The 23,478-nt window shown below is 71.0% G+C and carries 20 protein-coding genes; 18 read left to right on the top strand and 2 right to left on the bottom strand.

Annotated elements, in window-relative coordinates:
• The first annotated feature begins 33 nt into the window (after positions 1 to 33).
• From ACIBEC_RS22185 to ACIBEC_RS22105, 17 genes are all read left to right on the top strand, one after another.
• Entirely contained in the window at positions 34 to 906 is an 873-nt protein-coding gene (locus tag ACIBEC_RS22185; protein WP_396288570.1) for a helix-turn-helix domain-containing protein, read from the top strand.
• Positions 907 to 975: 69 nt separating this feature from the next.
• Positions 976 to 1,947, top strand: a complete 972-nt coding sequence (locus tag ACIBEC_RS22180; protein ID WP_396288569.1) for an MBL fold metallo-hydrolase — start codon at positions 976 to 978, stop codon at positions 1,945 to 1,947.
• Positions 1,948 to 2,258: 311 nt separating this feature from the next.
• A complete protein-coding gene (locus tag ACIBEC_RS22175; protein ID WP_396288567.1) occupies positions 2,259 to 2,789 on the top strand; it encodes a hypothetical protein in 531 nt (176 codons plus the stop codon).
• A 522-nt stretch (positions 2,790 to 3,311) separates the two neighbouring features.
• The gene (locus ACIBEC_RS22170) at positions 3,312 to 3,887 is read left to right on the top strand and encodes a hypothetical protein (protein WP_396288565.1); all 576 of its coding nucleotides are present in this window, start codon (positions 3,312 to 3,314) and stop codon (positions 3,885 to 3,887) included.
• Between the two features lie 14 nt (positions 3,888 to 3,901).
• On the top strand, positions 3,902 to 4,798 hold the full coding sequence (locus ACIBEC_RS22165) for an ATP/GTP-binding protein (protein ID WP_396288564.1): 897 nt from the start codon (positions 3,902 to 3,904) through the stop codon (positions 4,796 to 4,798).
• 19 nt (positions 4,799 to 4,817) lie between these two features.
• Positions 4,818 to 5,504 carry a flagella basal body P-ring formation protein FlgA gene (locus tag ACIBEC_RS22160; protein WP_396288563.1) on the top strand — a complete coding sequence of 229 codons (687 nt, stop codon included), beginning with the start codon at positions 4,818 to 4,820 and terminating at the stop codon, positions 5,502 to 5,504.
• The gene (locus ACIBEC_RS22155) at positions 5,504 to 6,325 is read left to right on the top strand and encodes a hypothetical protein (RefSeq protein ID WP_396288562.1); all 822 of its coding nucleotides are present in this window, start codon (positions 5,504 to 5,506) and stop codon (positions 6,323 to 6,325) included. The genes ACIBEC_RS22160 and ACIBEC_RS22155 overlap by 1 nt, the downstream gene beginning before the upstream one ends.
• Entirely contained in the window at positions 6,322 to 7,887 is a 1,566-nt protein-coding gene (locus ACIBEC_RS22150; protein WP_396288560.1) for a CpaF family protein, read from the top strand. Before ACIBEC_RS22155 ends, ACIBEC_RS22150 begins: the two co-directional genes overlap by 4 nt.
• Complete coding sequence (locus ACIBEC_RS22145; RefSeq protein WP_396288558.1) at positions 7,887 to 8,813, top strand: type II secretion system F family protein; 927 nt, start codon at positions 7,887 to 7,889, stop codon at positions 8,811 to 8,813. The genes ACIBEC_RS22150 and ACIBEC_RS22145 overlap by 1 nt, the downstream gene beginning before the upstream one ends.
• Positions 8,810 to 9,709, top strand: a complete 900-nt coding sequence (locus ACIBEC_RS22140) for a type II secretion system F family protein (RefSeq protein WP_396288557.1) — start codon at positions 8,810 to 8,812, stop codon at positions 9,707 to 9,709. The genes ACIBEC_RS22145 and ACIBEC_RS22140 overlap by 4 nt, the downstream gene beginning before the upstream one ends.
• A gap of 27 nt (positions 9,710 to 9,736) precedes the next feature.
• Positions 9,737 to 9,934: a hypothetical protein gene (locus ACIBEC_RS22135; protein WP_385849268.1), complete on the top strand. Its 198-nt coding sequence runs from the start codon at positions 9,737 to 9,739 to the stop codon at positions 9,932 to 9,934.
• Between the two features lie 71 nt (positions 9,935 to 10,005).
• A complete protein-coding gene (locus ACIBEC_RS22130) occupies positions 10,006 to 10,353 on the top strand; it encodes a TadE family protein (RefSeq protein ID WP_396288555.1) in 348 nt (115 codons plus the stop codon).
• Complete coding sequence (locus ACIBEC_RS22125) at positions 10,350 to 10,787, top strand: TadE/TadG family type IV pilus assembly protein (RefSeq protein ID WP_190148972.1); 438 nt, start codon at positions 10,350 to 10,352, stop codon at positions 10,785 to 10,787. The genes ACIBEC_RS22130 and ACIBEC_RS22125 overlap by 4 nt, the downstream gene beginning before the upstream one ends.
• Before the next feature lie 12 nt (positions 10,788 to 10,799).
• Positions 10,800 to 11,237 carry a hypothetical protein gene (locus tag ACIBEC_RS22120; RefSeq protein WP_396288553.1) on the top strand — a complete coding sequence of 146 codons (438 nt, stop codon included), beginning with the start codon at positions 10,800 to 10,802 and terminating at the stop codon, positions 11,235 to 11,237.
• Positions 11,238 to 11,242: 5 nt separating this feature from the next.
• Positions 11,243 to 15,112: a LysM peptidoglycan-binding domain-containing protein gene (locus tag ACIBEC_RS22115; RefSeq protein WP_396288551.1), complete on the top strand. Its 3,870-nt coding sequence runs from the start codon at positions 11,243 to 11,245 to the stop codon at positions 15,110 to 15,112.
• Between the two features lie 190 nt (positions 15,113 to 15,302).
• On the top strand, positions 15,303 to 16,958 hold the full coding sequence (locus ACIBEC_RS22110; protein ID WP_396288549.1) for a DUF2637 domain-containing protein: 1,656 nt from the start codon (positions 15,303 to 15,305) through the stop codon (positions 16,956 to 16,958).
• Between the two features lie 112 nt (positions 16,959 to 17,070).
• The gene (locus ACIBEC_RS22105; RefSeq protein WP_396288548.1) at positions 17,071 to 18,357 is read left to right on the top strand and encodes a hypothetical protein; all 1,287 of its coding nucleotides are present in this window, start codon (positions 17,071 to 17,073) and stop codon (positions 18,355 to 18,357) included.
• Between the two features lie 47 nt (positions 18,358 to 18,404).
• Here the strand turns inward: ACIBEC_RS22105 and ACIBEC_RS22100 are convergent, their stop codons facing one another.
• Both ACIBEC_RS22100 and ACIBEC_RS22095 read right to left on the bottom strand, forming a co-directional pair.
• Positions 18,405 to 19,352 (bottom strand): helix-hairpin-helix domain-containing protein, encoded by a 948-nt coding sequence (locus ACIBEC_RS22100; protein ID WP_396288546.1) that lies wholly within the window; start codon positions 19,350 to 19,352, stop codon positions 18,405 to 18,407.
• A 53-nt stretch (positions 19,353 to 19,405) separates the two neighbouring features.
• Positions 19,406 to 22,852, bottom strand: a complete 3,447-nt coding sequence (locus tag ACIBEC_RS22095) for a DNA polymerase III subunit alpha (protein WP_396288544.1) — start codon at positions 22,850 to 22,852, stop codon at positions 19,406 to 19,408.
• Positions 22,853 to 23,175: 323 nt separating this feature from the next.
• Here ACIBEC_RS22095 and ACIBEC_RS22090 point away from each other — a divergent pair, with 323 nt between their 5' ends.
• Positions 23,176 to 23,421, top strand: coding sequence for a hypothetical protein (locus ACIBEC_RS22090; protein ID WP_396288542.1), 246 nt, complete (start codon positions 23,176 to 23,178; stop codon positions 23,419 to 23,421).
• The last annotated feature ends 57 nt before the right edge of the window (positions 23,422 to 23,478 follow it).

Raw genomic sequence — 23,478 nt, 5'->3', positions numbered from 1 at the left:
CACGGGGATGGCAACACGGGGAAGGGTACAAAGTTGAATCAGAAGGAGGCGTTGCAGCAGCTGCTGCAATGGAAGCGCGGACAGATAGACCCGGTCGAGCTCGGCTGGCCCAAGCGCACCGGCAGAGGACGGCGCTCACGCGGACTGTCCCAGGCCCAGGTCGCCCAGGCGCTGTTCGTCACGGAGAAGACCTACGCCGAGTTCGAGCGCGGGAACACACACCAGCCGACCGCCGAGTTCCTCGACAACGTGGCCAAGGTGCTGAACATGAACGAGCGCGAGCGGACCGCGCTCTACGTCTACGCGATCGGCTACGAGCCCCCGTTCCCCATGGACCCGATGGCAGGGACGAACGTCGACCCGGCGTGGCAGGTGGCCGTCAACGGCGTCTCCGGGCAGCCCTGTTACATCAATGACGTCGCCTGGAACGTGCTGGCCGCCAACGACGACTTCAAACTCATGTTCCCGCAGCCCGAGGGGAAGTCCCCGGCCCTGCCCGAACGCAACCTGATCCGGTGGATGCTCCTGCGCGAGGACGCGCGCGAGCACCACTTGGTCGACTGGGACACACGCTGGGCGCCGCAGGTCGCAGCCCAGCTGCGCACGGCGGTCGCCGCGCACCCCGAGAACGAAGACCTCCAGATGCTCGACAAGGAGGTCAACGACGACCCGGTGGCGGGGCCGATCTACCGCGACCACAGCCTGGCGTACATACATCCCGACGGCGACGCGCGGCCGATGCGGCACGCCGGCTTCGTGACCCCGCGCGGCACCGAGGACCACCGCACCCGGTGCTGCGAGCGGCACGCGCCGTCCCAGCTGGGCACCGTCACCATGTGCGCCGCCCAGCCGTTCGGCAGCCCGGGCGCCCGGTTCTTCCTCCTGCCGTTCGTGCCCCACCACTGACACCACGCCGGCGGTCGCCTGGGCGGAGAGATTTCGTCCGGGCGGCCGCGGCCCGCACAATGCATGCCCATGGCTACCACTGACCTGAAGCAGATCGCGCCCGGCGTCTTCGCCTGGCAGCCCGGCCACGAAGCGACCTGGGGCCTGGCCAACTGCGGTCTCGTCGTCTCCGGGGGCCAGGCCCTCGTCATCGACACGCCCTACACGCCCGCCCTGACCGACGTCTTCCTCGCCGCGGTCCGTACGGCGGCGGGCCCCTGCGTCCCGCTGGACCGGGTCGCCGTCACCCACGCCAACGGTGACCACACCTGGGGTCTTCAGCAGCTTCCCGGCGCCGAGGTCTTCGCCACGCACGCCGCACTTGAGCACCAGTGCCTGGAGCCGAAGCCGCAGCAGCTGCAGGCTCTCACCCACGACACCGACCCCGGTCAGCCCCTCGGCTGGTACTTCCGCCAGCACTTCGGCAAGTTCGACTTCGCGGGCATACAGGTCCTCCCGCCGACCGCGACGTTCACCGGACGCCACGATCTCGCAGTCGGCCAGATACCCGCGGAGCTGCACGAGGTCGGCCCCGCCCACACCGTCGGCGACCTCATCGTCCATCTGCCCGAGCAACGCGTGGTCTTCGCCGGCGACATCGTCTTCGCGGGAGACCATCCCTCCCACTGGGCCGGCCCCCTGGATCGCGTCGCCGCCGCCTGCCTGCGGATCCTGGACCTCGACCCCGAATGGATCGTCCCCGGCCACGGACCGCTGATGACCCCCGACGACCTGCGGACCTACGTCGCCTACCTCGACGACCTCTCGGACCAGGCGTACGTGATGCACGGCCAGGGCCGGACCGCCATCGAGGCGGCCCGCATCCTGATCAAGGAAGACCGCTACCCCGGCCTCGGTCTTCCCGAGCGGCTCGCGATCACCCTCAGCACGGAATACCGCCACCTCGACCAGGACACCGCCGCGCCGGACCTGCTGGAGCTGATGGACCACGCGGCACGCATCGCCTGGGACCGCTCGTCGGTCGGCCCGCTCGCGCCCTGAGCTCTGCGCCGGCGGCCGCACCTCGCCAATTCCGGCTGGTGAAACAGCGCGGCCCACTTCGTTCCGATCATTGAAATATGAACCGCTCGCGCAGCCCAGGGGCTTGCCCCGCGCTCCTCAGGGCGGTCAACTACCGACGTCGGCGCGCCGTGCACGCACGGGGGAGCGCCCACCCAGGCACCGAGGGCCCTCCCACGCCCGTTGACGTGCGCGGTCGAGCAGCACGCTGTTGCTGGACTCGATTCCGGATGCCGCCGCCGGCCCCCCGGCGGCGGCATCCGCTCGAAGCCGCCTCGATCCAGGGAGAGTTCATGAGCCCCGCAGGCCTCGCCTTGCCGGTCCCCGCCGCCGTCCCTGAGTTCCTCGCCCCCCGCATCGAGGACCTCCGCCACACCCTCCGCGCCGGCCAGCACGAGGAGGCCCTGACGGCCGCTCGGACCATCAGCGAGGAACTCGCCGAGAGCCACGGCCCCCTGCACAACTACACCCTCCACGCCCTCGAACTCGTCGCCTTCTGCGCTCAACTTTCCGGGTATTCCGCCATGGCCACCGAGGTCTCGGTGTACACCGCCGCGGCGTGGCAGCAGGTTCTGCACGCCAACCACCGCCAGATCCGCCAGCAGGCCCGCAACGGCGCCGCCTCCTGGCTCACCGTCACCAACGCGCCCGAGGCCGTCAGGACCGGAACGGTCCTCCTGGCGCTGCTGCAATCCGTCTACGGCAAGGACCACCCCTCCACACCCTTCGTGGAACGTCGACTTAACGCCATCACCGGTACCGACCAGGAGGCCGCCCGGAACGCCCTGCGCGCATCGGGACCGGCCCTGCTGATCAAGCCCTGAAGCCCTGGCCACAGCCTTTTCAAATTGCCCGCGCCAGAGGCATATACCGGAAGTGCGGCTACCGGAAAAAACCGGGCCTGGCTGCTTCTGATCTTTCTGGCCAGAATCAAGCTCGGGCTGATCGCGTTGTGGGAGACGCGGCGTCCGTGACCGCGAGGGGGAAATCGCGTTGCGACATCTACAAACTGGACTCGTGCCCTATGGGTCCGCATCACTGCTACGGCCGGCCGACCACCGGTCGGGAACCGGGTGGATGACCGAGTCGACCATCCAGGCTTCGGTGCGAAGCGGCCCTCTTCACATGCTGGCACCTCGTCACCGGTGGCTCACCGACGGCACGACGCCCCCGCCGCGGCTGGGAGCCAGGCATTGGCCTTGTGCCGTGGCCGTAGGCTCGCCGGGTCCTGGCCTGGCGTGCACCTCCAGAGCCGGCGAAGCGCGGTAGAGGACTCACCTCGCCGCGTTTTGTCCGCCCTGAGCGCGCGCCAGCGCCCGCACCCGACTCCTGAAGGGGATCTGTCGATGGCTTCGACCACCCACCACCGCACCCATGTCCTGCGACTCGCAGGTGCCGTCCTCATGTGCACCGTCGCAGCCGGCGCTCTTGCCGGCTGTGGCTCCGACACACCCAAGAAGACGGCTTCCTCGCCCTCCGCCACCGCCTCCTCGACGCCGTCCAACGATCCGGACCAGGCAGCGAAGGACAAGGTCCTCTCCGCGTACACGAACATGCGCGAGGTCCAGATCAAGATGGCCGCGGACGGAGATCTGCACACCGAGGAACTGGCCAAGTACGCCAGGGGCGATGCCGCCACCGACCTCAAGAAGTCGGTCCTGCGCAACGAGTCGATGGGCATCAAGTTCACCGGCCGTCCTGAGATGAAGCCTCAGGTCACCGCCGTCGACACCAAGGGCAAGACCGCAACGGTCACCGACTGCTTCGACGCGACCAGCTGGAAGCCCGTCTACAAGGACTCCGGCAAGGAGCTCAAGCTCGCGGAGCAGCGTCTGAAGTACCCCGTCACGTCCCAAGCCACGCTGGAGGGCGACACATGGCTCGTCACGAAGATCACAGCCGACCGCACGAAGGGCTGCTGATCCGTTCTGCCCGCGTGCTGAGCCTCGTTGCGGTACTGACCGCTCTGATGCCGGCCGGCCTCGCGTACGCGGAGGGCGCCGGCCACTGCTCCGACGTGGACGTGTGCGTCGACGTCGGAACGCCCGGAAAGCCCGGTGGGGGCGGAGGAGGCGGCACCGGCGGAGGAGGCGGCGGGGGCGAAGGAGGCAGCGGCGGAAACGGCATGTGCAAGCTCACCGACGACACCGAGATCCCCTGCATGCCCGGGTACAACCCGGCCGACCGCTGCTTCTACGAGCTCGCGAATCCCCAGCCGCCGTCCGGCCCGGGTCACACCGACATGAACGGGGCGGACACCTCGGGTCCCGGCGCCTTCTACGTGAGGGACTGCATCGTCAACGACGTCGGCGGCATCGTCTGGCTGACCACGCCGCCCGCCACCGTTCTCCCCGACCCCGAAGTGCTGGCGCGTCAGGCCCGGGACAAGATGACGCTGCTGGGCGCGAACATCGGCAGCTCGCCGGGTCCGGACGCCCCTGGTCTCGTCGGCATGCCCGTCTGGCTGTGGAACAACAAGAGCGACACCACCTGGGGTCCCAACAGCGCGACGGCCGCGGTTCCCGGGTTGTCGGTGACGGCCACAGCCCGCGTCACCAAGATCACCTACTCCATGGGAGACGGCGGCGCGGTCACCTGCACGACCGCAGGCACGAAGTACTCCAAGACCTTCGGGGACAAGACCTCGCCGGACTGCGGCTACCGCTACACCAAGGTCTCCGCCGGCCAGTCGGGCGGGAAGTTCACCATCACCGCGACCAGCTCCTGGGAAGTCACCTGGCAGGCGTCGAACGGTGCAAGCGGGACGCTGCCCGACGAGATCCGTACGTCCAACACCACAGCGCGCGTCGGCGAGCTGCAGGTTGTCAACTAGCGCAAGGAAGACCATCACAATGCCGCGAACCAAGCAGCCGACGGCACCGTCCGAGCCGGGCTCCGCTCCTGTGCTGCTGCCGATTACCAACGACGCCCCGCGCCGTCGACGACGTCCGGTGGTCGTCGGCGCCGGCCTGGCGCTGGCCGCTGTGGGCGCGCTGGTGTCGGTGTGGATGGTCAACGAAGCCGGCGACAAGGTCTCTGTCGTTGCCACCCGGCACCCCATCGCGGCGGGCGAGAACATCAAGGCGTCGGATCTGGTGGCCACCGAGATATCCCACGACACCCAGCTGCGCTCGCTGCCCGCTTCCCGCGCATCCGACATCATCGGCAAGCCGGCCGCAGCCGACCTGCCGAGCGGTGCGCTGGTCACTGAGGACTCCGTGAGCGCCGAATCCAGTGTGACCAAGGGCAAGTCCGTGGTGGGCATCCTTGCCAAGCCCGGCCAGTTGCCCATCCAGACGCTGCACACCGGCGATGCGGTCACCATCGTCCACACCCCTCAGGACGGCAGCGCCTCAGCCTCCTCCACCAAGGCAGGCTCCACCCCGGACAGCCTTCCTGCCGTCGTGTCCCGCGTCGGCGCGCCCGACGCCAACGGCGCCGTGGTCGTCGACGTTGCCGCGGCCGAGGTGAACAGCACGTCGCTTGCTGCCTGGGCTGCCGGCGGAAACGTTGCCATCGTGCTGAAGGCGACAAGCTGATGGCGGTCATCGCACTGGTGTCGGGAAAGTCCAGCGGCGTCACCTGCTCGGCACTCGCGCTCGCCCTCTCCTCACCGAAGCCTTCCTTGCTGGTCGAGGCCGACCCCGCCGGCGGCACGATCCGCGCCGGCTACCTGGGCGGAGAAGGCAACGCAGCCACCGGACTGCACCGGCTGGCGGCCGCAGACCGCCAGGGCACCCTTGCGCGGGAGTTCTCCCAGCACTTCGTCAGCCTGGACCGCGACAACACCGGCCAGCGGATGCTCCTGCCAGGACTGACGGACCCCACGCAGGCGGCATCACTCAGCCGCACCTGGGAACCCATCTCCCGGCTGCTCGGCGTGATGGACCAGACCGGCCACGACGTGATCGTCGACGCGGGCCGCATCCTCACCGAGTCCGAGACCCGGCTTTCCACCACCCGCTACCCAACGCCGCTGCTGCACCGCGCCGACGCCGTCCTCATGGTCGTCCGCACCACCCAGGCCTCGATCGCGGCCGCCGCGCCCGCCGTGCGGGTCCTGAGGGAGGAACTCGCGCACCACGGCACGGGCTCCGACGCACTCGGGCTGCTGCTGATCGAGGAGGGTTCCTTCAACTCAAGCCAGGTACAGCAGCACTTGATGGCACCAGTGGTCGGCATGCTCGCGTGGGACCCCGACAGCGCCGACGTCTTCACGCACGGGGCTTACAAGAAGATGCCGCGCACCCTTCTGCGGTCCGCGCGCACGGCCCACCAAACGATCAATGAGCTGGTGACCAGGCGGCGCGTGCAGCTGCAGCCGGCCGGAATGCAGACGGTCACCGGGAGGGCATCATGACCGACACCAGGCCGGAGACCACGGCCCACGACTACACCGCCCTCTTCGCCCAGGCACTCAAGGAGAGCACCACGCAGGAGGCGCCGGTTCTCCGGCCCGTGCCCGCGCAGGTGTCTCCGGCCGGCCTCCCTCAGGGCCTCGTCCGGGTTCCCGACACCACGGTGCCGGCCGCGCTCCCGGTCGGTCACGAGGTTCTCGCCGAGCTGCGTTCACAGGCCAGCATGAAGATCGGCGAGGCCGCCGGTGCCGACGCGTCCATGACCGAGCAGGACCGCCGGCAGCGCGGACAGTCGATCATCAGGCAGGTCGTCTCGGAATGGGCGACGAAGTACGCGGCCAGCGGATCGGATCTGACGCCCCAGCAGGAGCGTGCAGTACGCGAGGCGGTCTTCGACGAGTTGTTCCGCGCCGGCCGTCTCCAGCCTCTCCTGGACGACCCGCACGTCGAGAACATCATCATCTACGGCGACAAGGTGCGCGTCGACTACGCCGACCGTCCTACACGCACCTGGGACCCGATCGCAAAGACCGACCGCGACCTGATCAACCTCATCAACCACCTGGCCCGCATGCAGGGTCAGGGCGAGCGGGCGCTGACGCCGGCCACGCCGAACCTGAACCTCCGTCTGGCCGACGGATCGCGTCTGGCGGCGTCTGCGTACGTCACGCCGCGGCCGAGCATCGTCATCCGACGCCACCGCACCCGGGGGCAAGGCCTGAACGACATGGTGCGATGGGGCACGATCGACGCCTCGCTCGCGCACTTCCTGACCGCCGCGGTCAAGGGCCGCAAGAACATCATCGTGGTCGGCTCCCAAGGCGTGGGAAAAACGTCCCTGCTGCGCGCCATGGCCCGGGAGATCCCGAGCACCGAGCGCGTGGGCACGCTGGAGTCGGAGTACGAGCTCCATCTCCACGAGGACCCCGAGGGTCCGGAGGTCGTCGCCTACGAAGGGCGGGAGTCCAACGGTGAGCGCGGGGCTGACGGCAAGCTCCAGGGCGAGCTGTCCCTGTCCGACCTCTTCCCGCAGCTCCTGCGTATGTCGCTGCGGCGCGTGATCGTCGGCGAGGTCCGCTCCAAAGAGGTCGTGCCGATGCTGCACGCGATGAACGAGGGCGAGGGCGGGTCGATGGCCACCCTGCACGCCCGCAGCCCCCAGCTGTCGATCGAGCGCCTGGCCACCCTGTGTCTGGAGGCCGGCATCGGGATGACCGAGGCGCTGGCCTACCGGCTCATCGCCCAAGCCGTCGACTTCGTCGTCTACGTACGGCTGGTCGACGAGACCGAGCTCGTCGACCAGCGCGGCAAGCCGGGACGTAAGCACCGCTTCGTCAGCCACGTCATGGAGATCACCGGCATCGGCGAGGGCGGTCGCCCCTCCCACCAGATGGTCTTCGCTCCCCGCGAGCAGGACGGGCGCCGGGAGCCGAGGGCCGTGCCCCACGGGAACATCTCCCAAAGCAACCTGGAAGACCTCGTGCGGGCCGGCCTGGACCGCACCGTCATGCAGCGGCCGTGGGGCAGCTGGGGCGCGCCGCTGGAATCGGTGATGCCGCTGTGATGCTCACCCTCAACTCCCTGCTCGCCGCGCTCGGCGGTCTCGCCGCCGTCGGCGGACTCGCCCTGGCGGTCGCCGGCGGCATCGGCTGGGCACCTTCGACGACGGTGCGCCGCCGCAGCCGGCTTGAGCGCAAGGTCCGGGCCGTTTTCGTCAAGGACGCCCGTACGCCGACCTCCTGGTGGGCCCGGGGCCAGACACGCCTGGCCGGCTCTGCGGTGGCGGGCCTCGGCGTGTGGCTGTTCACCGGCTGGCTGATGGGCGGCCTGGTCACGGTCGCCGTCGTCATCGGCCTGCCCTGGTTGCTGAACACCTCCGGCTCCGGCAAGTCGCAGATCGACAAGCTGGAGGCGATCGAGGAGTGGGTGCGGCGCATGTCGGACATCCACACCGTCGGCGTCAGCCTGGAGGCCACTATCCAGCGCAGCCTGGAGACCGTCCCCGGCGCCATCCGCGAGGAGGTCCGCCTCCTCGTCTCACGCCAGCAGGCCGGATGGGTGCCCCAGGACGCCTACCGGGCCTTCGCCGACGAGCTGAACGACGCGATGGTCGACGAGGTCGCCGCTCTACTGATCCTGCACGTCGAGGACCGGGGCAGCGGGCTGAGCAAGGCTCTGCGTGAACTTGCCGAAGCCCTCCAGCACGAAGTGCTCTCACGGCGTGAGGTCGAGGCCGACCGGCAAAAGCCCCGTACCAACGACCGCTGGGTGACCATTTTCTGCCTGGCGATCTTCGGAGTCACCGCGTTCTCTGGCGCCTATGTCGAGCCCTACGACACCCTTGCCGGGCATCTCGTCCTGGCCTTCGTCGCCGTCGCCTTCGTCCTGGTCAAGATCTGGATGCGACGCATGGCGATCCTCGAACCCGCGCCCCGGTTCCTGTCGCCGGCCGACCGCTCCGGCGGCCAGATCGCCAAGGAGACGCCGTGATCTTCTCCCCCTATGCCATCGTCGGCGGCGCCGTCACCGGCCTCGGCCTGGTCATCGCCGCCCGCGGCATCCTGCCCGGGCGGCCCGACCTCGGCGACGTTCTGGCCCGGATGGATGCCACCCGGCTCGAGAACCTCGACCGTAACCGAGACAGCCAGCCCAACTCCCTCATGGAGAAGGCCGGTGCCTTCCTGCTGCGTACCGTCGGCGAAGGCACGCTGCGCCTGCCCCGCCAGCAGCTGGAGCTCGTCGGCCGGTCCCCCGCCGCGCACCTCGGGCGCAAGATCGGCCTCGCGTTGTACGGACTGTTGCTGCCTGTCCTGGTGGTGGGCCTGGCCAACCTGGCCGGCTACCCCTTCCCCGTGGCGATCCCGGCGATGGCGGGCCTCGGCCTCGCGATCGTCTTCTGGCTCCTGCCGGACCTGCAGCTCAAGCAGCAGGCCGTGGAAGCCAAGGACGACTTCCGGTACGCCGTCAAGGCATACCTGCGGCTCGTCCAGCTCGAACGCGCCGCTGACGCCGCCCCCACCCAGGCCCTGAAACGGGCTGCGGACGTCGGCGAAGGCTGGGTCTTCGCGAAGATCCGGGACACCATCACCCGCGCCGAACTCGAAGGCATCAGCCCGTGGGAGGGCCTCAAGCGGCTCTCACTCGAACTTGACGTCCCCGAACTCGGAGCGCCGGCCGACATCATCGCGATCGCCGGTGAGGAAGGCGCGGCCGTCGGCGACACCCTCGGCGCGCAGGCCAAGTCGCTCTCCGGCGCCCTGGTCACCACCGCGAAGGCCCAGGCCAACATGGCCTCCGAAAAAATGGTGATGCCTGTCGCGATGCTCGTCCTGATCATGACCGTATACATCGGCTATCCCGCGATCGCGCGGATCATGGCCAGCTAACTCCCTACAGAGACAAGGAAATCCACGATGGGCAACGACCCCAACCTCACCTTCCTGAAGACCTTCTTCAGCGCCCGGATCGAGCGGCTGCGCAACGTCCGCGACGACCGAGGCGCGATCTCGATCGAGACGATGATGATCGTCGCGGGCCTCGTCGTCGTCGCCGCGATCGCCGCCGGCGTCATCCTCACCAAGGTCAACGAGAAGGCGAAAGAGATCAAGTGATCCGACCTCGCCGGGCTCTCCGCCGTCGGTCCCGCGCGCTCGCCGAGCGCGACGCGCGGGACCGCGGAGCCGTGTCCCTGGAAATGCTCATCGTCTTCCCAGCCGTGCTGCTGATCATCCTGATGGTCGTGCACGTCGGCCTGTGGTGGCACGCGCGCAACGTGGCGATGTCCGCCGCACAGCTGGGGGTTGAGTCCGCCCGCGTACGAGGAGCGTCTGCAGGGACCGGCACCGCCGAGGCCCGGGAGTTCCTCTCCCGGGCCGGCGGCAGCATCTCCGGCACGTCGGTGAGCGGGAGCAAGGGAGCGACGGTGACCATCCGTGTCACCGGCTACGTCGACACGATGATCCCCGGCCTGAAGCTAAAGATCGACCAGCATGCCGACGCAGCCGCCGAGCGCATCACGGAGGCCCGGTGAGCATCGCCGAAAGACTCCGCGACGACCGCGGCGCCCTGTCGCTGGAAGCGGTCATCCTGTTTCCCGTCCTCATCCTGGTGCTGCTGCTGGTCATCGCGTTCGGCCGGATCGGGTCCGCCGGCAACGCCGTCGACACCGCGGCTCGCAACGCAGCGCGCGCAGCCTCGCTGGAACGCACCGGCGGTGCCGCCAGCTCCGCCGGATCGCAAATGGCACGCAGCGTGCTGGACCAGCAAGGACTGCAGTGCACGTCCACCTCAATATCCGTCTCTACCGGCGGGTTCTCCGCGCAGATCGGTGAGCCCGCCTCGACCACCGCCACGGTGACCTGCGTGGTGCGCCTCTCGGATATCGGATTGCCCGGACTGCCCGGATCCAAGACTCTGACCAGCAGCTTTACCTCGTCAATCGACTCCTACCGCCAGCGCGGCTGACAGGACCACCCCATGCCACCCGCCCGCTTCGCCCTCACCCACCGGATCCGTCGCGCCCTGCGCAATGACCGGGGCGCGATGAGCGTGTTCGCCCTCGTGACCATCGTGGCGCTCTTCGCCGTGGCCGCGCTCGTCTACGACGGCGCCGGCAAACTGCGAGCGCTCACCCACGCCGAGGGCGTTGCACACGAGGCAGCGCGAGCTGGCGGACAGGCCGTCGATGCGAGCAAGGCGATCTCCGGCGACGGCATCACCGTCGACCGCAACGCGGCCGTCGCCGCGGCACGGATCTACCTCAGCCACGCAGGGGTCAGCGGCACGGTGAGCGTGAGCGAGGACGGCGGATCCCTGGAGGTGACCGTGACCGAGTCGTATAGCGCCGTGTTCCTCGCCGGGGCCAGCGGATCGGTCACCGGCCACGGCAGCGCCAACCTCGTCTACAAGGGGTGACGATCATGAGAAACCGCAGTACCGCCTCCTCCCTGGTCCGTGCGCTCGTCGCCTTGGTGGTCCTGGTCGCGCTCCTGGTCGGCGTACCCGCCGTTCTGCTCGGCATCGGAGTCCTGCCCGACCACGTCCCCGGCTTCGGCGAGATCACCGCCGCGCTCACCAGTCCCGACTCCGGCCAGCTGTTCCTGGGCGCCGTCACCCTCATCGGCTGGTACGGCTGGCTCAGTTTCGTGGCTTCGGTCGTCCTGGAGACAGGCGCCGCGCTGCGCCACGTCCGGGCGCCCCGGATCCGCCTGCTGGGCGGATCCCAGCAGCTTGCTGGCGCGCTCGTCGGCGGCATCCTCGTCCTGCTGCCGGCGGGCACCGCGATGGCAACTCCCGCCAGCGCCGCCCCCGCCACCGTGGCCACGGCCAGCGTGGCCTCCGACGCCCACTCCACAACGGCCACCGCAACCAAGGCTGCGTTCTCTTCTTCCGCGGCCTGGGACGGCCCCGTCCACCACGTCCAGGACGGCGACACGCTCTGGGACATCGCGGAGAAGCGCCTGGGTGCCGGAATCGAGTGGCACCGGATCGTCGACGCCAACGAAGGCGTACGCCAGGCAGACGGCTCCCTCGTCACCGCCGACACCACCGTCCTGCAGCCCGGATGGACCCTGCGCCTTCCCGCCGACGCCGCACCCGCCTCCGATCACGGCGGAGTCCGTCCGCAGACCGCCGGTTCCAAGGCCGCGGCCGAAACCCACACCGTCCGCGCGGGCGAAACGCTGACCGGCATCGCCGAGGACGAGCTCGGCGACGCCGACGACTATCCCCGGATCGTCGAAGCGAACAAGGGCGTGAGGCAGGCCGATGGGCGTGCCCTCGGCGACCCCGACGAGATCTACCCCGGCTGGAAACTGCAGATCCCCGCCGCGGCCGGCAGCGACCAAAGCGACTCAAAGCCGCACGAGGCCCAGCCGCCGCGCGAGCAGCCCACCGACCAGGGCAAGGACCAGGGCAAGGCCGAAGACCGCCCCGGCTCCGACCAGACGCAGCCGCCTGCCCAGGACAAGCCGGGCCCCGGCGCCGAGAACGGGGAGAAGGGCGAGACGGCCCAGACCCCCGGCCAGGGCACGGACAAGGACGCCCAGGACGGTCAGCAGCCGACCGCCCGGCCGGAGACCCCCACCCAGCAGCCCTCCGCGCCCGATCGCGAGCAGCACGGCACGCCCACCCAGGCGCCCCAGGACCACGAGACCGCCGAGGCCTCCGACAGCGGTGACCAGAGCGTGCAGACGATCGCCGCGGCGGGAAGCATCCTGGCGGCGGCCGTCCTCGCGGTCGTCGCGACCCGTCGCGCGCGCCAGCAACGCCGCCGGCGCCCCAAGCGGCGCATCCCCATGCCCTCCGGTGCCACCGCGGACTTCGAAAAGCAGCTCCGCGTCGCATCCGACATCACAGGCACCGCGCTCGCCGACCGCGCCCTGCGCACCCTGGCTGCCAACTGCCGCCAGGCCGGCCGGCCCCTGCCGGAAGTCGAGGCGATGCGCATCACCGCACGCGGAGTCGAGCTCCACCTGGCCGCCGCCACCCCGCCGCTGGAACCGTTCTCCGAGCACGAGGACAACCCGACCCTGTGGTCATGCCCCACCCGAGGCGCGAACCTCCTCGACGACGACGAGGCCGCCGACATCACCGCGCCCTACCCGGCCCTGGTGAGCCTCGGCGAGACCGAGGACGGCGACGCGGTCCTGGTCAACCTGGAGAGCATCGGCCTGCTGCGCCTGGCTGGCAGCCCGGCCGACGTCCGCGCGGTCATGCTCGCCCTTGCCGTTGAACTCGCCTCCTCCAAGCTGGCGCCCGACACGCAGATCGTCCTCGCCGGCGCCGGCAGCGACCTCCACCACCTCTACCCCGACCAGATCGAGCACCACGCAGACCTCGCCCCGGCCGCCACCGAACTCCAGGCGCACGACGCCTTCCAGCGCCAGGCGCTCACCGACGGCGGCCACGACCACCTGCGGGCCGCCCGGCTCGGCGAGGACGGCGGCGACACCTGGATCCCCCGCATCCTCATCGCCACCGCACCGCCCACCGGCCCGGCCGTCGCCGACCTTGAGGACCTCCTCGCCTCCCGGCCCCGCACCTCGGTCGCGGTCGTCACCGCCGCGGGCGGCGAACTCGACCTGCCCGGCGCCTGGACGCTGCCCGCCCAGCCCGGCACCACCGTCGAACTGCCCGACCTGGACCTCGCGGTCAAGCTCCAGCACCTGGACGACGACTCCTACGACCGGCTCGTCCAGCTGATCGCCACCTCCAGCCGCACCGACGACGTCCCCCCGCCGGCCTGGACGGGGCACACCGGGTCGGCCGACACCAACGGCCCCCGCCCCACCGTTCCGCTCAGCGAGGACTCCGCGCTCGCCCCGGAGACCGCCGCCGCCCCTGCAGTGACCACCACGGTCGCCGCACAGGGCAGCGGCCTGGCAACCGCTCTGCCGGCCTTCACCGCCTTCTCCCCCGCCCTGATCGACAACGACGCCCAGAGCGGAAACGGCGACAGCTGGGAGGAAGAGGAGGCCGGCAGCGCCCTGTCCCCCGCAGTCGCGGGCTCCCCCGCCCCCGACGACCAGCCCGACGAGCACACCGACAGCAACGCCGCCGGTGAGCCCACCGACTGGGAGGAGGGCGAGCCTGCTGAGGACGGCGACCCCGAGGAAGCGTCCGCACTGGGTGCCGAGGTGTGGGACACCGCCGAGCCGGTGCAGGACTTCGAAAAGGTCCTCGACGAAGTACTCGGCGAGCAGAAGGACGACTCCCCGGCGCCGCCCGACGAGGAGGAAGCCGTCTCCGGACTGTCCTCCGCTGCGCTCGGCGACGGCCCGGACGAGGAGGAGACGCAGGAAGCGGACTCAGCCCTGGCCGACGACGACGAGGACCAGTCCGGCTCAGCCCTGGGCGACGAGGACGAGGACGAGGCCGGCCTGACCGCGGCCGCGCTCGGCGAGGCCACGGCACCCGCGACAGCGACCGAAGCACGGATCATTCCCCGTCCCAGCGCCGCGACCTCCACCGTCCTGGCCGCGCTGGCCACCCCGCCGGCCGAGCCCGCAGGCCCCCAGGTCCAGGTGCTCGGCCCGGTGAAACTGGCCGGCGCGCAGGGCCGGGTGGGCAGCAACCGGCACAACCACCTTCTGGAGATCGCCGCCTGGCTCGTGCTGCACCCGGGCCTGGGCCGCCAGGACCTCGACAACGCGATCTGGCCCGGGCTGCGCAAGACCTCCAGCACCCGCAACACCGCGATCTCGCGGCTGCGTTCCTGGCTCGGACCCAACCCCCACCTGCCCGCCGACGACCCCCGGGGCGCCTACCTTCCCGCGGTCACCGAAGGCGTCTACCGGCTCGGCCCCGCCGTCACCTCGGACTGGGACCGCTTCAAGGAGCTGTACCAGCAGGGCATGCACCACGACGGGCAGGACGCCGACGTCGCCCTCGCCAACGCCCTGGCCCTCGTACGCGGCCGCCCCTTCGCGGATGTCGACCCCTCCAAGTACTGCTGGGCGGAGGCCGACATCCAGGAGATGATCAGCGCGATCGTCGACGTCGCCCACGAACTCGCTGAACGCCGCCGCCAGATCCGCGACTACCGGGCGGCAGCCCAGGCCGTCACCAAAGGCATGCTCGTCGACTCCCAGAGCGAGCTGCTCTACCGGGACCTCTTCACGATCTGCCACGAGATGGGCGACCGTGAGGGCCTGGAGCGCGCCGCCGCCCAGCTGGCCCGGATCAACGCCGAGGAAGGCGTCGACTCCTCGCCCGAGACCGTGGGCCTGCTGCGCACGCTCCTCAAGGGCGAGAGGATCCAGCCCACTTTGGGGTCCGCGGCCTCATGACGCGTCTCAGATTCACCGACCTTCGGTGTCACACCGCACCGCTCGATCACACCTGTAGAGAGCGAGGGGCCCTTTCGGCCGTCCGTCCGACGAAGGAGACCGCGCACATGAGCCGCCGCCGGCAGCACGCCGCCGTCCCGCCCGCCGGGCCCACCACCGCGGCGGGCCACACCAGGGAAGGAGGCCACCGATGAGCATCGTTCAGTGGGCGCTGCCCGCCGGCCTCGCCGTGGCCGGAATCGGCGCCGCGGCCACCGTCGCCATGGTGCTCGGCAACCGACGCAGAGCCGCCGAGCAGCACGTCACCGCCGAGGAGCGCGCCCAGCTCGCCCTCCAGCGCCGCAACGCCTGGCAGCGCCGCCTCGCCGTGATCGCGCTTGGCGTCGGCTGCCTGATGATGTTCGTCCTCGCCGGCATCGCCGCCTGGCTGAGCTTCGGGGCGCAGCGCGAGTACGCCCACGCCCACAACGGCGGCGACTGGGACGCCGCGACAGGGTTCGCGCTGCTCCTGGACGCCAGCGCCCTCAGCCTCAGCCTGATCCGCTTCTTCGAGGCCCTGACCCTGCGCTCCAGCGCGATCACGCGGATCCTGCTGCTCGGGTTCGTCTCCGCGTCGGCGGCGATGAACCTGCTCCACGCCCCCGAGGCGGGCGCCGGCTCCGCCTTCCTCGCGATGGTCCCCCCGCTGGTGTACGCGGTACTGCTCGAGATGCTGCTCTTCAAGATCGAGCAGGTGATCATGGGCCGGCAGAAGCGCCGCAAGGCCGACCATGACCGCAACTACAGCCTGCTGCTGTGGCTGCCCTGGCCGATCGGCGCGCCGGTGAAGATGTGGAAGGCGTGGCGGGCCGAGCTCTTGGCGACCGTCGACAACGTCCGCGTGATCGGCTCCCAGCGCCCCCGCCCCTCTGCGGCTGCGCCCGCCACGGCCGAGGTGACCGTGGAGCGGGCCGAGACCGCCGCGCCCCCGGCCGTCACCACGGCGCCCATGAACGCCCTGACCGCCGGTCCCGCGCAGCCGGCCGCCCAGAAGGCCGAGCAGCCTGCGCCCACAGCGGTGGCCACGACGGCAGCGCCGGCGGCCGCGGCCACCGAACCCGGCGCCGTACCGCAGGAACCCGCACCGGCACAGGCGACCGCGGCCCCGGCGTCCGCCGCAGTGCCTGAGCCGCGCCCGGCCCCCGAACCGGCGGCGGCTCCTACCGCAGCGGCGGCACCCGAACCGGAGCCGGAGCCGGAGCCGGTGGCGGAGCCTGCGGCTGCGGCCGTGCCCGAACCGGAGCCGGAGCCGGAGCCGGAGCCCGAGGTCACAGGTTCTGCGCCGGAATCCGGCGATCTCTCCGCGAAGCGTGCGCCCGAAGGCCAGCCGGGCGAGGCTGAGCCGGTGTCGCGGGAGGGTGCGGCAGACCCTGTCGAGGCTTCCAAGGTGGGCGAGCCCGCGAAGCAGGCTGATGAGGACGAGCTGCTGCCTGGTGAGGAGACGGCCGACCTGGACCAGGACGAGCCGGACCCGGAGCACGACACCCTGCCGGACGAGGACGCAGAGGAGGATGCACGAGAGCGGGTGAGTATCGAGATCGACCTGTCGGTGCTGCCGCCGAACCTGTCCCAGCGGCAGCGGGCCGAGCGCATCTATGTCGCCCACCAGGCCGCGGGGGTGGCTTTGACACAAGCCGACTTGGGCAAGTGGGCCGGCTACAAGAACCCGAACTCGGGCGGCAACGAGTACCGCCGGCTGGAGAGGACGCACGGACCCATCCTGGTCCGCGAGGGTGCCACCCACGTCGACCTGAACTGGTCCAGCCACCAGCAGCAGGCTGACTCCCGTCACGCAGTGGCGGCCTGAGCCCTGCGGGTGCGAGCTCCCCGGCCGGTGGTCCTGGCCGGGGAGATTGCTGTGTCGGACCGTGCGGGTAACCTCAGGGCGACACCAGACCGGGGACAGAGGGGGGCGGCCGGTGAGCAGCCACTGGCATCGGGCCATCGCCGAGTTGAGCGCCCAGGGTGACGCCGCCCGAGCAGCCGCCCAGCGCGTGGACGACGCTCCGAGCACAGAGCGGACGACCGCCGTCGCGATCTCCTATGCGGCCGAGACCGACTATCTCCGCAGCGCGGGCATGCTGCTGCGTGCCCACCTGAGCGACCGGCGTCCGCCCCGGCGGCTGCCGGTCGCCCGCATCTGGCCGTACTTCCGCGATGCGTGGAAGGCCCGGACGGTGGACGGGCTCGGCGGAGTGTGGCGGGCCATTCCCCGGGACGCCGCGCTGGAGAAGATGCGCAGCGCCCCGACCGACCCTCTCCTCACCGCGGTTCTCGAGCAGGCCGAGGCCCTGCAGGCCAGCCTCCATGGCGAGCGGCAGGTGGACCGGCTGTACGAGTCGTTCATCCCCGAGCGGACGGGCCATGCAGTAGCCGATCTGGTCGGCGGTGGGGGCCGGTCGGCGCCCACGCTTCCCGGTTTCCCCGACCCGGGTCACCCGATCAACCGTGCCTTCCCCCAGGGCAGCGGAATGCGCATCCAGCCCGGTCGTGAGGCTGAGTTCACCCGGTTGTCGAGCGACCGGTTCGCGGTGCATACCCGAGCCGTTGCCTTCGGGGACACAGTCCTTGCTCTCCTCGTCGAGCACCGGGCCGCAGGCGTCGCACCGCAGCCGGGGCGGCTGCGCGGCGCCGGGCGTTGGGTGGGACGCGAGCGGCAACTGGTGCCAGACCGGGCGAAGTGGCCAGCGAAGCTGAACGTCTACCAGGGCGTGACCCTGGCCGGACTGGGCTGGCTGGTGCTCGCATGCACGGGGTTGCCGCTGACCTTCGGGAAGGAGGCCGACCTGCTGTCCCACGCCCTGTTGCTGTTCATGGCGGCTGGCCTCATCGCCTGCACGGGTATCGGGCTCGTCATCCGGTACGGACCGAAACTGATCAAGGGGCCCGGCTTGGGCGCAGCGGTGCCCGGCATCGCAGCTGGCCTGATCGCCCTCGTGGTGTGGCAGGGGCAGGGGCCCGTCGCGAGCTACTACTTCGCCGGCCCGTACGAACGCTACGAGCGGGAGTACGCGAACGGCTGCCTCGCGGCCTCCCCCTACCGGCACGATGCGGTCCAGGCCACGGCGGACGGCGGCGTGCTCGTCGTCACCCCCATCAGCGGAGAGACGACGCTGCGCCTGGGGCCGGCCGAGGACGGCGGCACCCACCCGCTTGGGCCGCTGGACCAGGCGACCCGTGAGGTCCTCGACCGGTACGGGTGCTGAGACCGGACCTTGTCTGCGGCCCCGGCCCGGGAACTCGGAGCCGGGGCTCACCCGAAGGTCGATGCGGCCCCTGCGATGCCGGGACCGTAGCGACGGCGCGCCCTGTCGAGGGCAGCCTCAAGGCGGAGACGTTTCTCGTCGCGATCGTCGAGCGTGAGCTGGTGGACGGCGTACTCGGCGGGTCGAAGGCGTTCCGCTCGTAGGGCGAGTGCGCGGACCCGGGCGCGTTGGAGACCGAGGCCGGCGAGGAGGTCGCGGGCGGCGGCCGCCAGGGCGTGGGTGTGGGCGGTCGGTTCGGGGAGGCTGCGGGTGCGGGTGGTCTGGGTGCGGTCGGCGTAGGTGACGGTGAGCGTGAGGGCCTGGGTGATCTCGTCGGCCGTGCGCAGCCGGGCGCCGAGCTCCTGGACCAGGCCGAGGACTGTGCGGTGGTGCCGGTCAGGGTCGAGCTCGTCGCCGTCGAACCGGTGTCCGGCGCTCATGGTCTTGGGGGTGGCGCCCGGGACAACGGGGCGCTCGTCGCGGCCGTGGGCGAAGTCGTGGGCTTGCCGGGCCGGTCCGGTGCCGAGGATTCGCGCGAGCGTGGGGAGCCGGGTGTCGGCGATGTCGGCGACGGTGGTGATGCCGTAGCGGGCCAGGGTGCGGGCCGTCTTTGGGCCGATGCCGGGTAGGGCGGCGGCCGGCTTCGGGCGCAGGAACGCAGCGATCTCATACGGGTCGTCGACGACCACCGTGGCGGCGCCGGGCGGGGTGGCGTCCGCGGCCATCGCCGCGATGCCGCGCGTGGGACCGGCGCCGGCCGAGCTTTGGACGCCATGGAGCGCGAGCAGGCGCAAGCGGAGCACGGCGATGAGGCCTTCGACATCGCGGTCCCAGAAGGTGAGGGCGCCGGTGAGGTCGACGTAAGCGGACCAGTCGGCGGGCAGCGGCTCGATGCGGGGGCTGATGCCCTCCAGCACGGTGAGCAGGTGTCCGTACAGCTCTTCGTTTCGCTCCACGGGATGGAAGTGGATCCGCAGAATCGCGCGCGGCCGCGGGTTCCTGGCAGGGGTCATCCGGCGCTCCCTTGGCTCTTGTGCCCGAAGCGGGTGAGGTCGGCTGATCGGCTTCCGGCGGGCTGAAGATCGCTCCAGGGGTGCATGGCAGCGCCCGCAGTACCGACGGGGATCGTCCGCGACGGGCCGGCCTGGGCGGGGGTGGGCGCGGGGGCCTGGCCCAGGAGGTCAAGGACGGCTTGCGGCCCGTGGGTGGCGCGGGCAGCGGCGAGCTCGTCGAGGTCCCAGACCATCTCGCCGACCACCGTGCGCCTCGGTCCGCGGGCTTCGACCTTGCCCCTGACCAGGAGCAGGCCGTGGTGGAAGACCGTGTGCGCGCACCGTTCGTGGGAGTCCTCGAAGAAGGCGAGGTCGACGAGGCCGGAGCCGTCTTCGAGGGTGACGAAGATGATGCGCTTCCCGGACGCGATCGGCGGAGTCTGGGTGGACGCTCGGACACCGGCGACCAGGACGCGCTGACCGGGATGCATCACACGCAGGTGCTTGGCGTCGGTGGCGCCGATCTCGCGCAGCAGCCGGTGGTGGTCCTCCATCAGGTGCCGCGAAACGTCGATCTTCAGGACGCCGAGTTCCGCCTCCAGGCGCTCGCGGGCGGTCATCTCCCGCAGCCCGGACGGGCCGGCGGCGTCGAGCGGGGTGTCCAGCTGCAGCTGGCCGACGCCCGGCCGGCTGCGGGTCTGGCGGTGGAGCTCCGTCGCCTGCAGCAGCAGGTCCCGCCGCGACGACTCTCCCTTGAGCGGGTCGAGGGCGCCGATGCGGATGAGCCGCTCGAAGGTCGGGAGCTTGGGGTGAGCACGGGCGTAGAGATCCTGCAGGGAGGTGAAGGGCTGGCCCTCGGCGATTCTCGCGACCTCGTCGTCCGAGATGCCGTGCACCGACGCGAGGGAGATCCGCACCCCCCAGCCGGATGCGGTCCGCTCGACCGTGTACTGCGGCTTCGAGAGGTTGACGTCGACGGGCAGGACGGGGACGTCATGGCGGCGGGCGTCGGCAACGATCACCCGGGCCGGCCACATACCCGGGTCATGCTCCAACAGCCCCGCGTACAGCGCGGCGGGGTGATGGGCCTTGAGCCACGCGGACTGCAGCGCCGGCACGGCGAACGCCACCGCGTGCGCCCGACAAAATCCGTAGGCCCCGAACGACGAGACGATCTCCCAGACGTCGTCCAGCACGGTCGGGCTGTAACCGCGGGCTCCGGCGAGCTGCCGGAACCAGCCCTCGACCTTCACCAGGCGCTGCTCGTCGCTCAGCGCGCGGCGGGCTACTTCGGCCAGCGCGCGGTCGCAGCCGGTCATGACCGCCAGGATGTCGATGATCTGCTCGTGCCAGATCGTCACGCCGTACGTGTCGCGCAGGACCGGTTCCAGGTCGGGGTGCGGGTAGACGGGTGCGGCGCCGTGGCGGGCGGCGATGAAGAGGGCGGGCATGCCGCCCTGTACCGGACCCGGGCGGAACAGGGAGATGTCCGCGATCACGTCCTGCGGGCCGCGGGGCTGGAGCCGGCCGACGAGATCTTGCTGGCCGGGTGACTCGAGCTGGAACATGCCGACCGTGTCCGAGTTCTGGATGAGCGCGAAAGCGAACCGGTCGTCGAGCGGGACGTGGTCGGCGTTGTCGAGATCGATCGCCCGGCCGGTCGTGCGGTGGATCTCTTTCACGGCGTGGGCCATGGCGGACTGCATCCGGACGCCCAGGACGTCGAGTTTGAGCAGGCCCATGTCCTCGACGTCCTCTTTGTCCGCTTGGAGCATCGGGTACTCACCGCCGGGTGTGGGCTGCACCGGCAGCCGGTCCAGGAGGCTCACGTTGGAGAGGATCACCCCGCACGGGTGCATGGCGATGCCGCGCGGCAGGGCGTCCAACCCTTCGGCGAGCTCCCACAGCGGCCCGAACTGCTCGGCCTCAGCGGCGAGTTGCCGCAGCTCGGGGAGTTCGGTGAGGGCCGAGCGGATGTCGCAGGCGCGGATGTGGGGGAAGGATTTCGCGATCCGGTCCACGGTGGCCGGCGCCAGCCCGAGCGCGAGGCCGGCATCCCTGAGGGCGTGGCGGGCGCGGTAGGTCTCGGGCATGCCCGTGACCGCGACCCTCTGGCGCCCGAAGCGGGCGATGATGCGGTCGTAGACCTCCAGGCGGCGGGCGGACTCGACGTCGACGTCGATGTCCGGCAGTGACGTCCGCCGCTCGGACAGGAACCGTTCGAACAGGAGTCCGTGTGTCAGCGGGTTCGCGGTGGCGACGAACAAGCTGTGGTTGACCATGGAGCCGGCTCCGGAGCCGCGGGCTGCGACCCGGATGCCCATGTCCCGGACGTCGGAGACGACTTGGGCCACGGCAAGGAAGTACGGCTCGAAGTGCAGGCGGCCGATGATGCCGAGCTCGTAGTCGAGCTGGTCCATTGCGCGCTGGTCGCGGTCGAGGCCGCGGGCGATCATGCCGCTCTCGCACCGCTGCCGCAGCAGCCGCATGGCTCCGTCCGGCCCCGGATCGGCGCCGACCACGGAGGGTTCGGGGAAGTGCGGCACCCCGAGCCCCAGGTCCCGGGCCGGATCGACGTCGCACGCGTCCGCGACCAGGGAGGTGTCGGCGATCAGCCGCTCGGCGCGGCGCCGGCCCGCTCCGGCGGCGGCTGCCACCCGCTCGGCGATCTCGGTCATCGCGGGCCCGTCCTTGAGCCAGCGTTCACCGCAGTCCAGGCGCCGCCGGTCGATGGGCCGCAGCAGCCGGGCCGCGTCCAGCACGTCCGCGATCCGGTGCTGGGCGGGGTCGGCGTAGCGGACGGCGTTGGTCAGAACGGCCGGGACGGCAAGGCGGTCGGCGAGCGTCAGGGTGTGCGCGGCGAGGCGGACAGAGCCCGGGCCGGTGCCGGACAGGCCCCAGCACACGATCTCCAGCCGCAGTCCGTCGCCGGTGATCTGCCGCCAGGGGGCGAGGAGTCGTTCGGCAACGTCCGGGCGGCCGGCGGCAAGGGCGCGCAGGGGCTCCGACGCGGGACCGAGCAGCACCGTCAGGCCGTCACCGGCGTGCTCGGCGAGCATCTCCCACGACGCTGTCGGTGGCCTGCCCGCGGGGAATGCCTCGGCGTGCGCGCAGGACACCATCCGGCACAGCCGCGCCCACCCGCTCGCATCCCGGGCCAGGAACGTGGCCCGGAAGGCGGCCTCCGCGACATGGGCGCCGCCGCGTACCGGGGTCCGGTGGCGTACCTCGGCCGGTGGGACATAGGCGGCGACGCCGAGATCGACGCCGAACACAGGCTTCACTCCCGCGGCCGCGGCGGCCTTCGCGAAGCGAACCGTGCCGGTGACCATGTCGCGGTCGGTCAACGCCACCGTCCCGATCTCGCATTCGGCGGCTCGGGCGATGATGTCGCGCGGGTGCGAGGCGCCGTAGCGGGCCGAAAACCCACTGCTGACGTGTAGGTGTGGGACGCCTCCTCGCATGACACCCTCCGCCCAGATACCCCCAAACCCGTACCAAATGATCCGGCCACTCTCGACTGTATCGAACATTAATTCGAACATGCGAGTTTCGGACATCACTGTTCGGCCATCCGGCGCCGCGAGGGAGGCGCACGGAGGGGGCCGGGCCACATGTCTGAGTACGTGACGCCCGAGATCTGAGTAGCCGGTCGGCTGTGCGGCGCCGGCCGCCCACATTGGATGGGGGCATGAACGCCTCCGCACCCGCTTCCGCTCGCCCTGTGCAGTCTCCGTCGCCGAGGGAGCGCACACGACGGTGGGCCGCCCTGGCCGCAGTCCTGTTCGTGCCGGCAGCCGTGGTGAGCGGGATCCTGACGCTGGCCTCGGAGCAGGCCTCCCGGTGCGTGACCTACGGCGAGCAGTGCACCCCCGGCCTGCCCAGCTGGGTGTTCGAATGGAGTGCGGGCGTCGGCACGGTGGCGCTGCTTGTCGCGCTGGCCGCGCCGGCCGTACGGATGCGGCAGGCGGCGCTCACCGTCCAGGTGCTCGCCGAGGGCACCGCGCTACTGGTCATCCTCAGCCACGCCTGAGCCAGCAGCAGGCGCATCCGGCCGTATCGGCACCGAGTCCCGGCCGCCGGCCGAAGG

The organism is Kitasatospora sp. NPDC051164, assembly GCF_044455625.1.
Classification (GTDB): Bacteria; Actinomycetota; Actinomycetes; order Streptomycetales; family Streptomycetaceae; genus Kitasatospora.
Note: the sequence above shows the minus strand (reverse complement) of the source record. Positions and strands in the feature narration are given on the sequence as shown.

Excerpts from the sequence above, each read along its gene's own strand:
- ACIBEC_RS22120 (WP_396288553.1), top strand. The coding sequence starts at position 10,800 with ATGCCACCCGCCCGCTTCGCCCTCACCCACCGGATCCGTCGCGCCCTG.
- ACIBEC_RS22095 (WP_396288544.1), bottom strand. The coding sequence starts at position 22,852 with ATGCGAGGAGGCGTCCCACACCTACACGTCAGCAGTGGGTTTTCGGCC.
- ACIBEC_RS22170 (WP_396288565.1), top strand. The coding sequence starts at position 3,312 with ATGGCTTCGACCACCCACCACCGCACCCATGTCCTGCGACTCGCAGGT.
- ACIBEC_RS22145 (WP_396288558.1), top strand. The coding sequence starts at position 7,887 with ATGCTCACCCTCAACTCCCTGCTCGCCGCGCTCGGCGGTCTCGCCGCC.
- ACIBEC_RS22135 (WP_385849268.1), top strand. The coding sequence starts at position 9,737 with ATGGGCAACGACCCCAACCTCACCTTCCTGAAGACCTTCTTCAGCGCC.
- ACIBEC_RS22150 (WP_396288560.1), top strand. The coding sequence starts at position 6,322 with ATGACCGACACCAGGCCGGAGACCACGGCCCACGACTACACCGCCCTC.
- ACIBEC_RS22155 (WP_396288562.1), top strand. The coding sequence starts at position 5,504 with ATGGCGGTCATCGCACTGGTGTCGGGAAAGTCCAGCGGCGTCACCTGC.
- ACIBEC_RS22110 (WP_396288549.1), top strand. The coding sequence starts at position 15,303 with ATGAGCATCGTTCAGTGGGCGCTGCCCGCCGGCCTCGCCGTGGCCGGA.
- ACIBEC_RS22180 (WP_396288569.1), top strand. The coding sequence starts at position 976 with ATGGCTACCACTGACCTGAAGCAGATCGCGCCCGGCGTCTTCGCCTGG.
- ACIBEC_RS22175 (WP_396288567.1), top strand. The coding sequence starts at position 2,259 with ATGAGCCCCGCAGGCCTCGCCTTGCCGGTCCCCGCCGCCGTCCCTGAG.
- ACIBEC_RS22160 (WP_396288563.1), top strand. The coding sequence starts at position 4,818 with ATGCCGCGAACCAAGCAGCCGACGGCACCGTCCGAGCCGGGCTCCGCT.
- ACIBEC_RS22115 (WP_396288551.1), top strand. The coding sequence starts at position 11,243 with ATGAGAAACCGCAGTACCGCCTCCTCCCTGGTCCGTGCGCTCGTCGCC.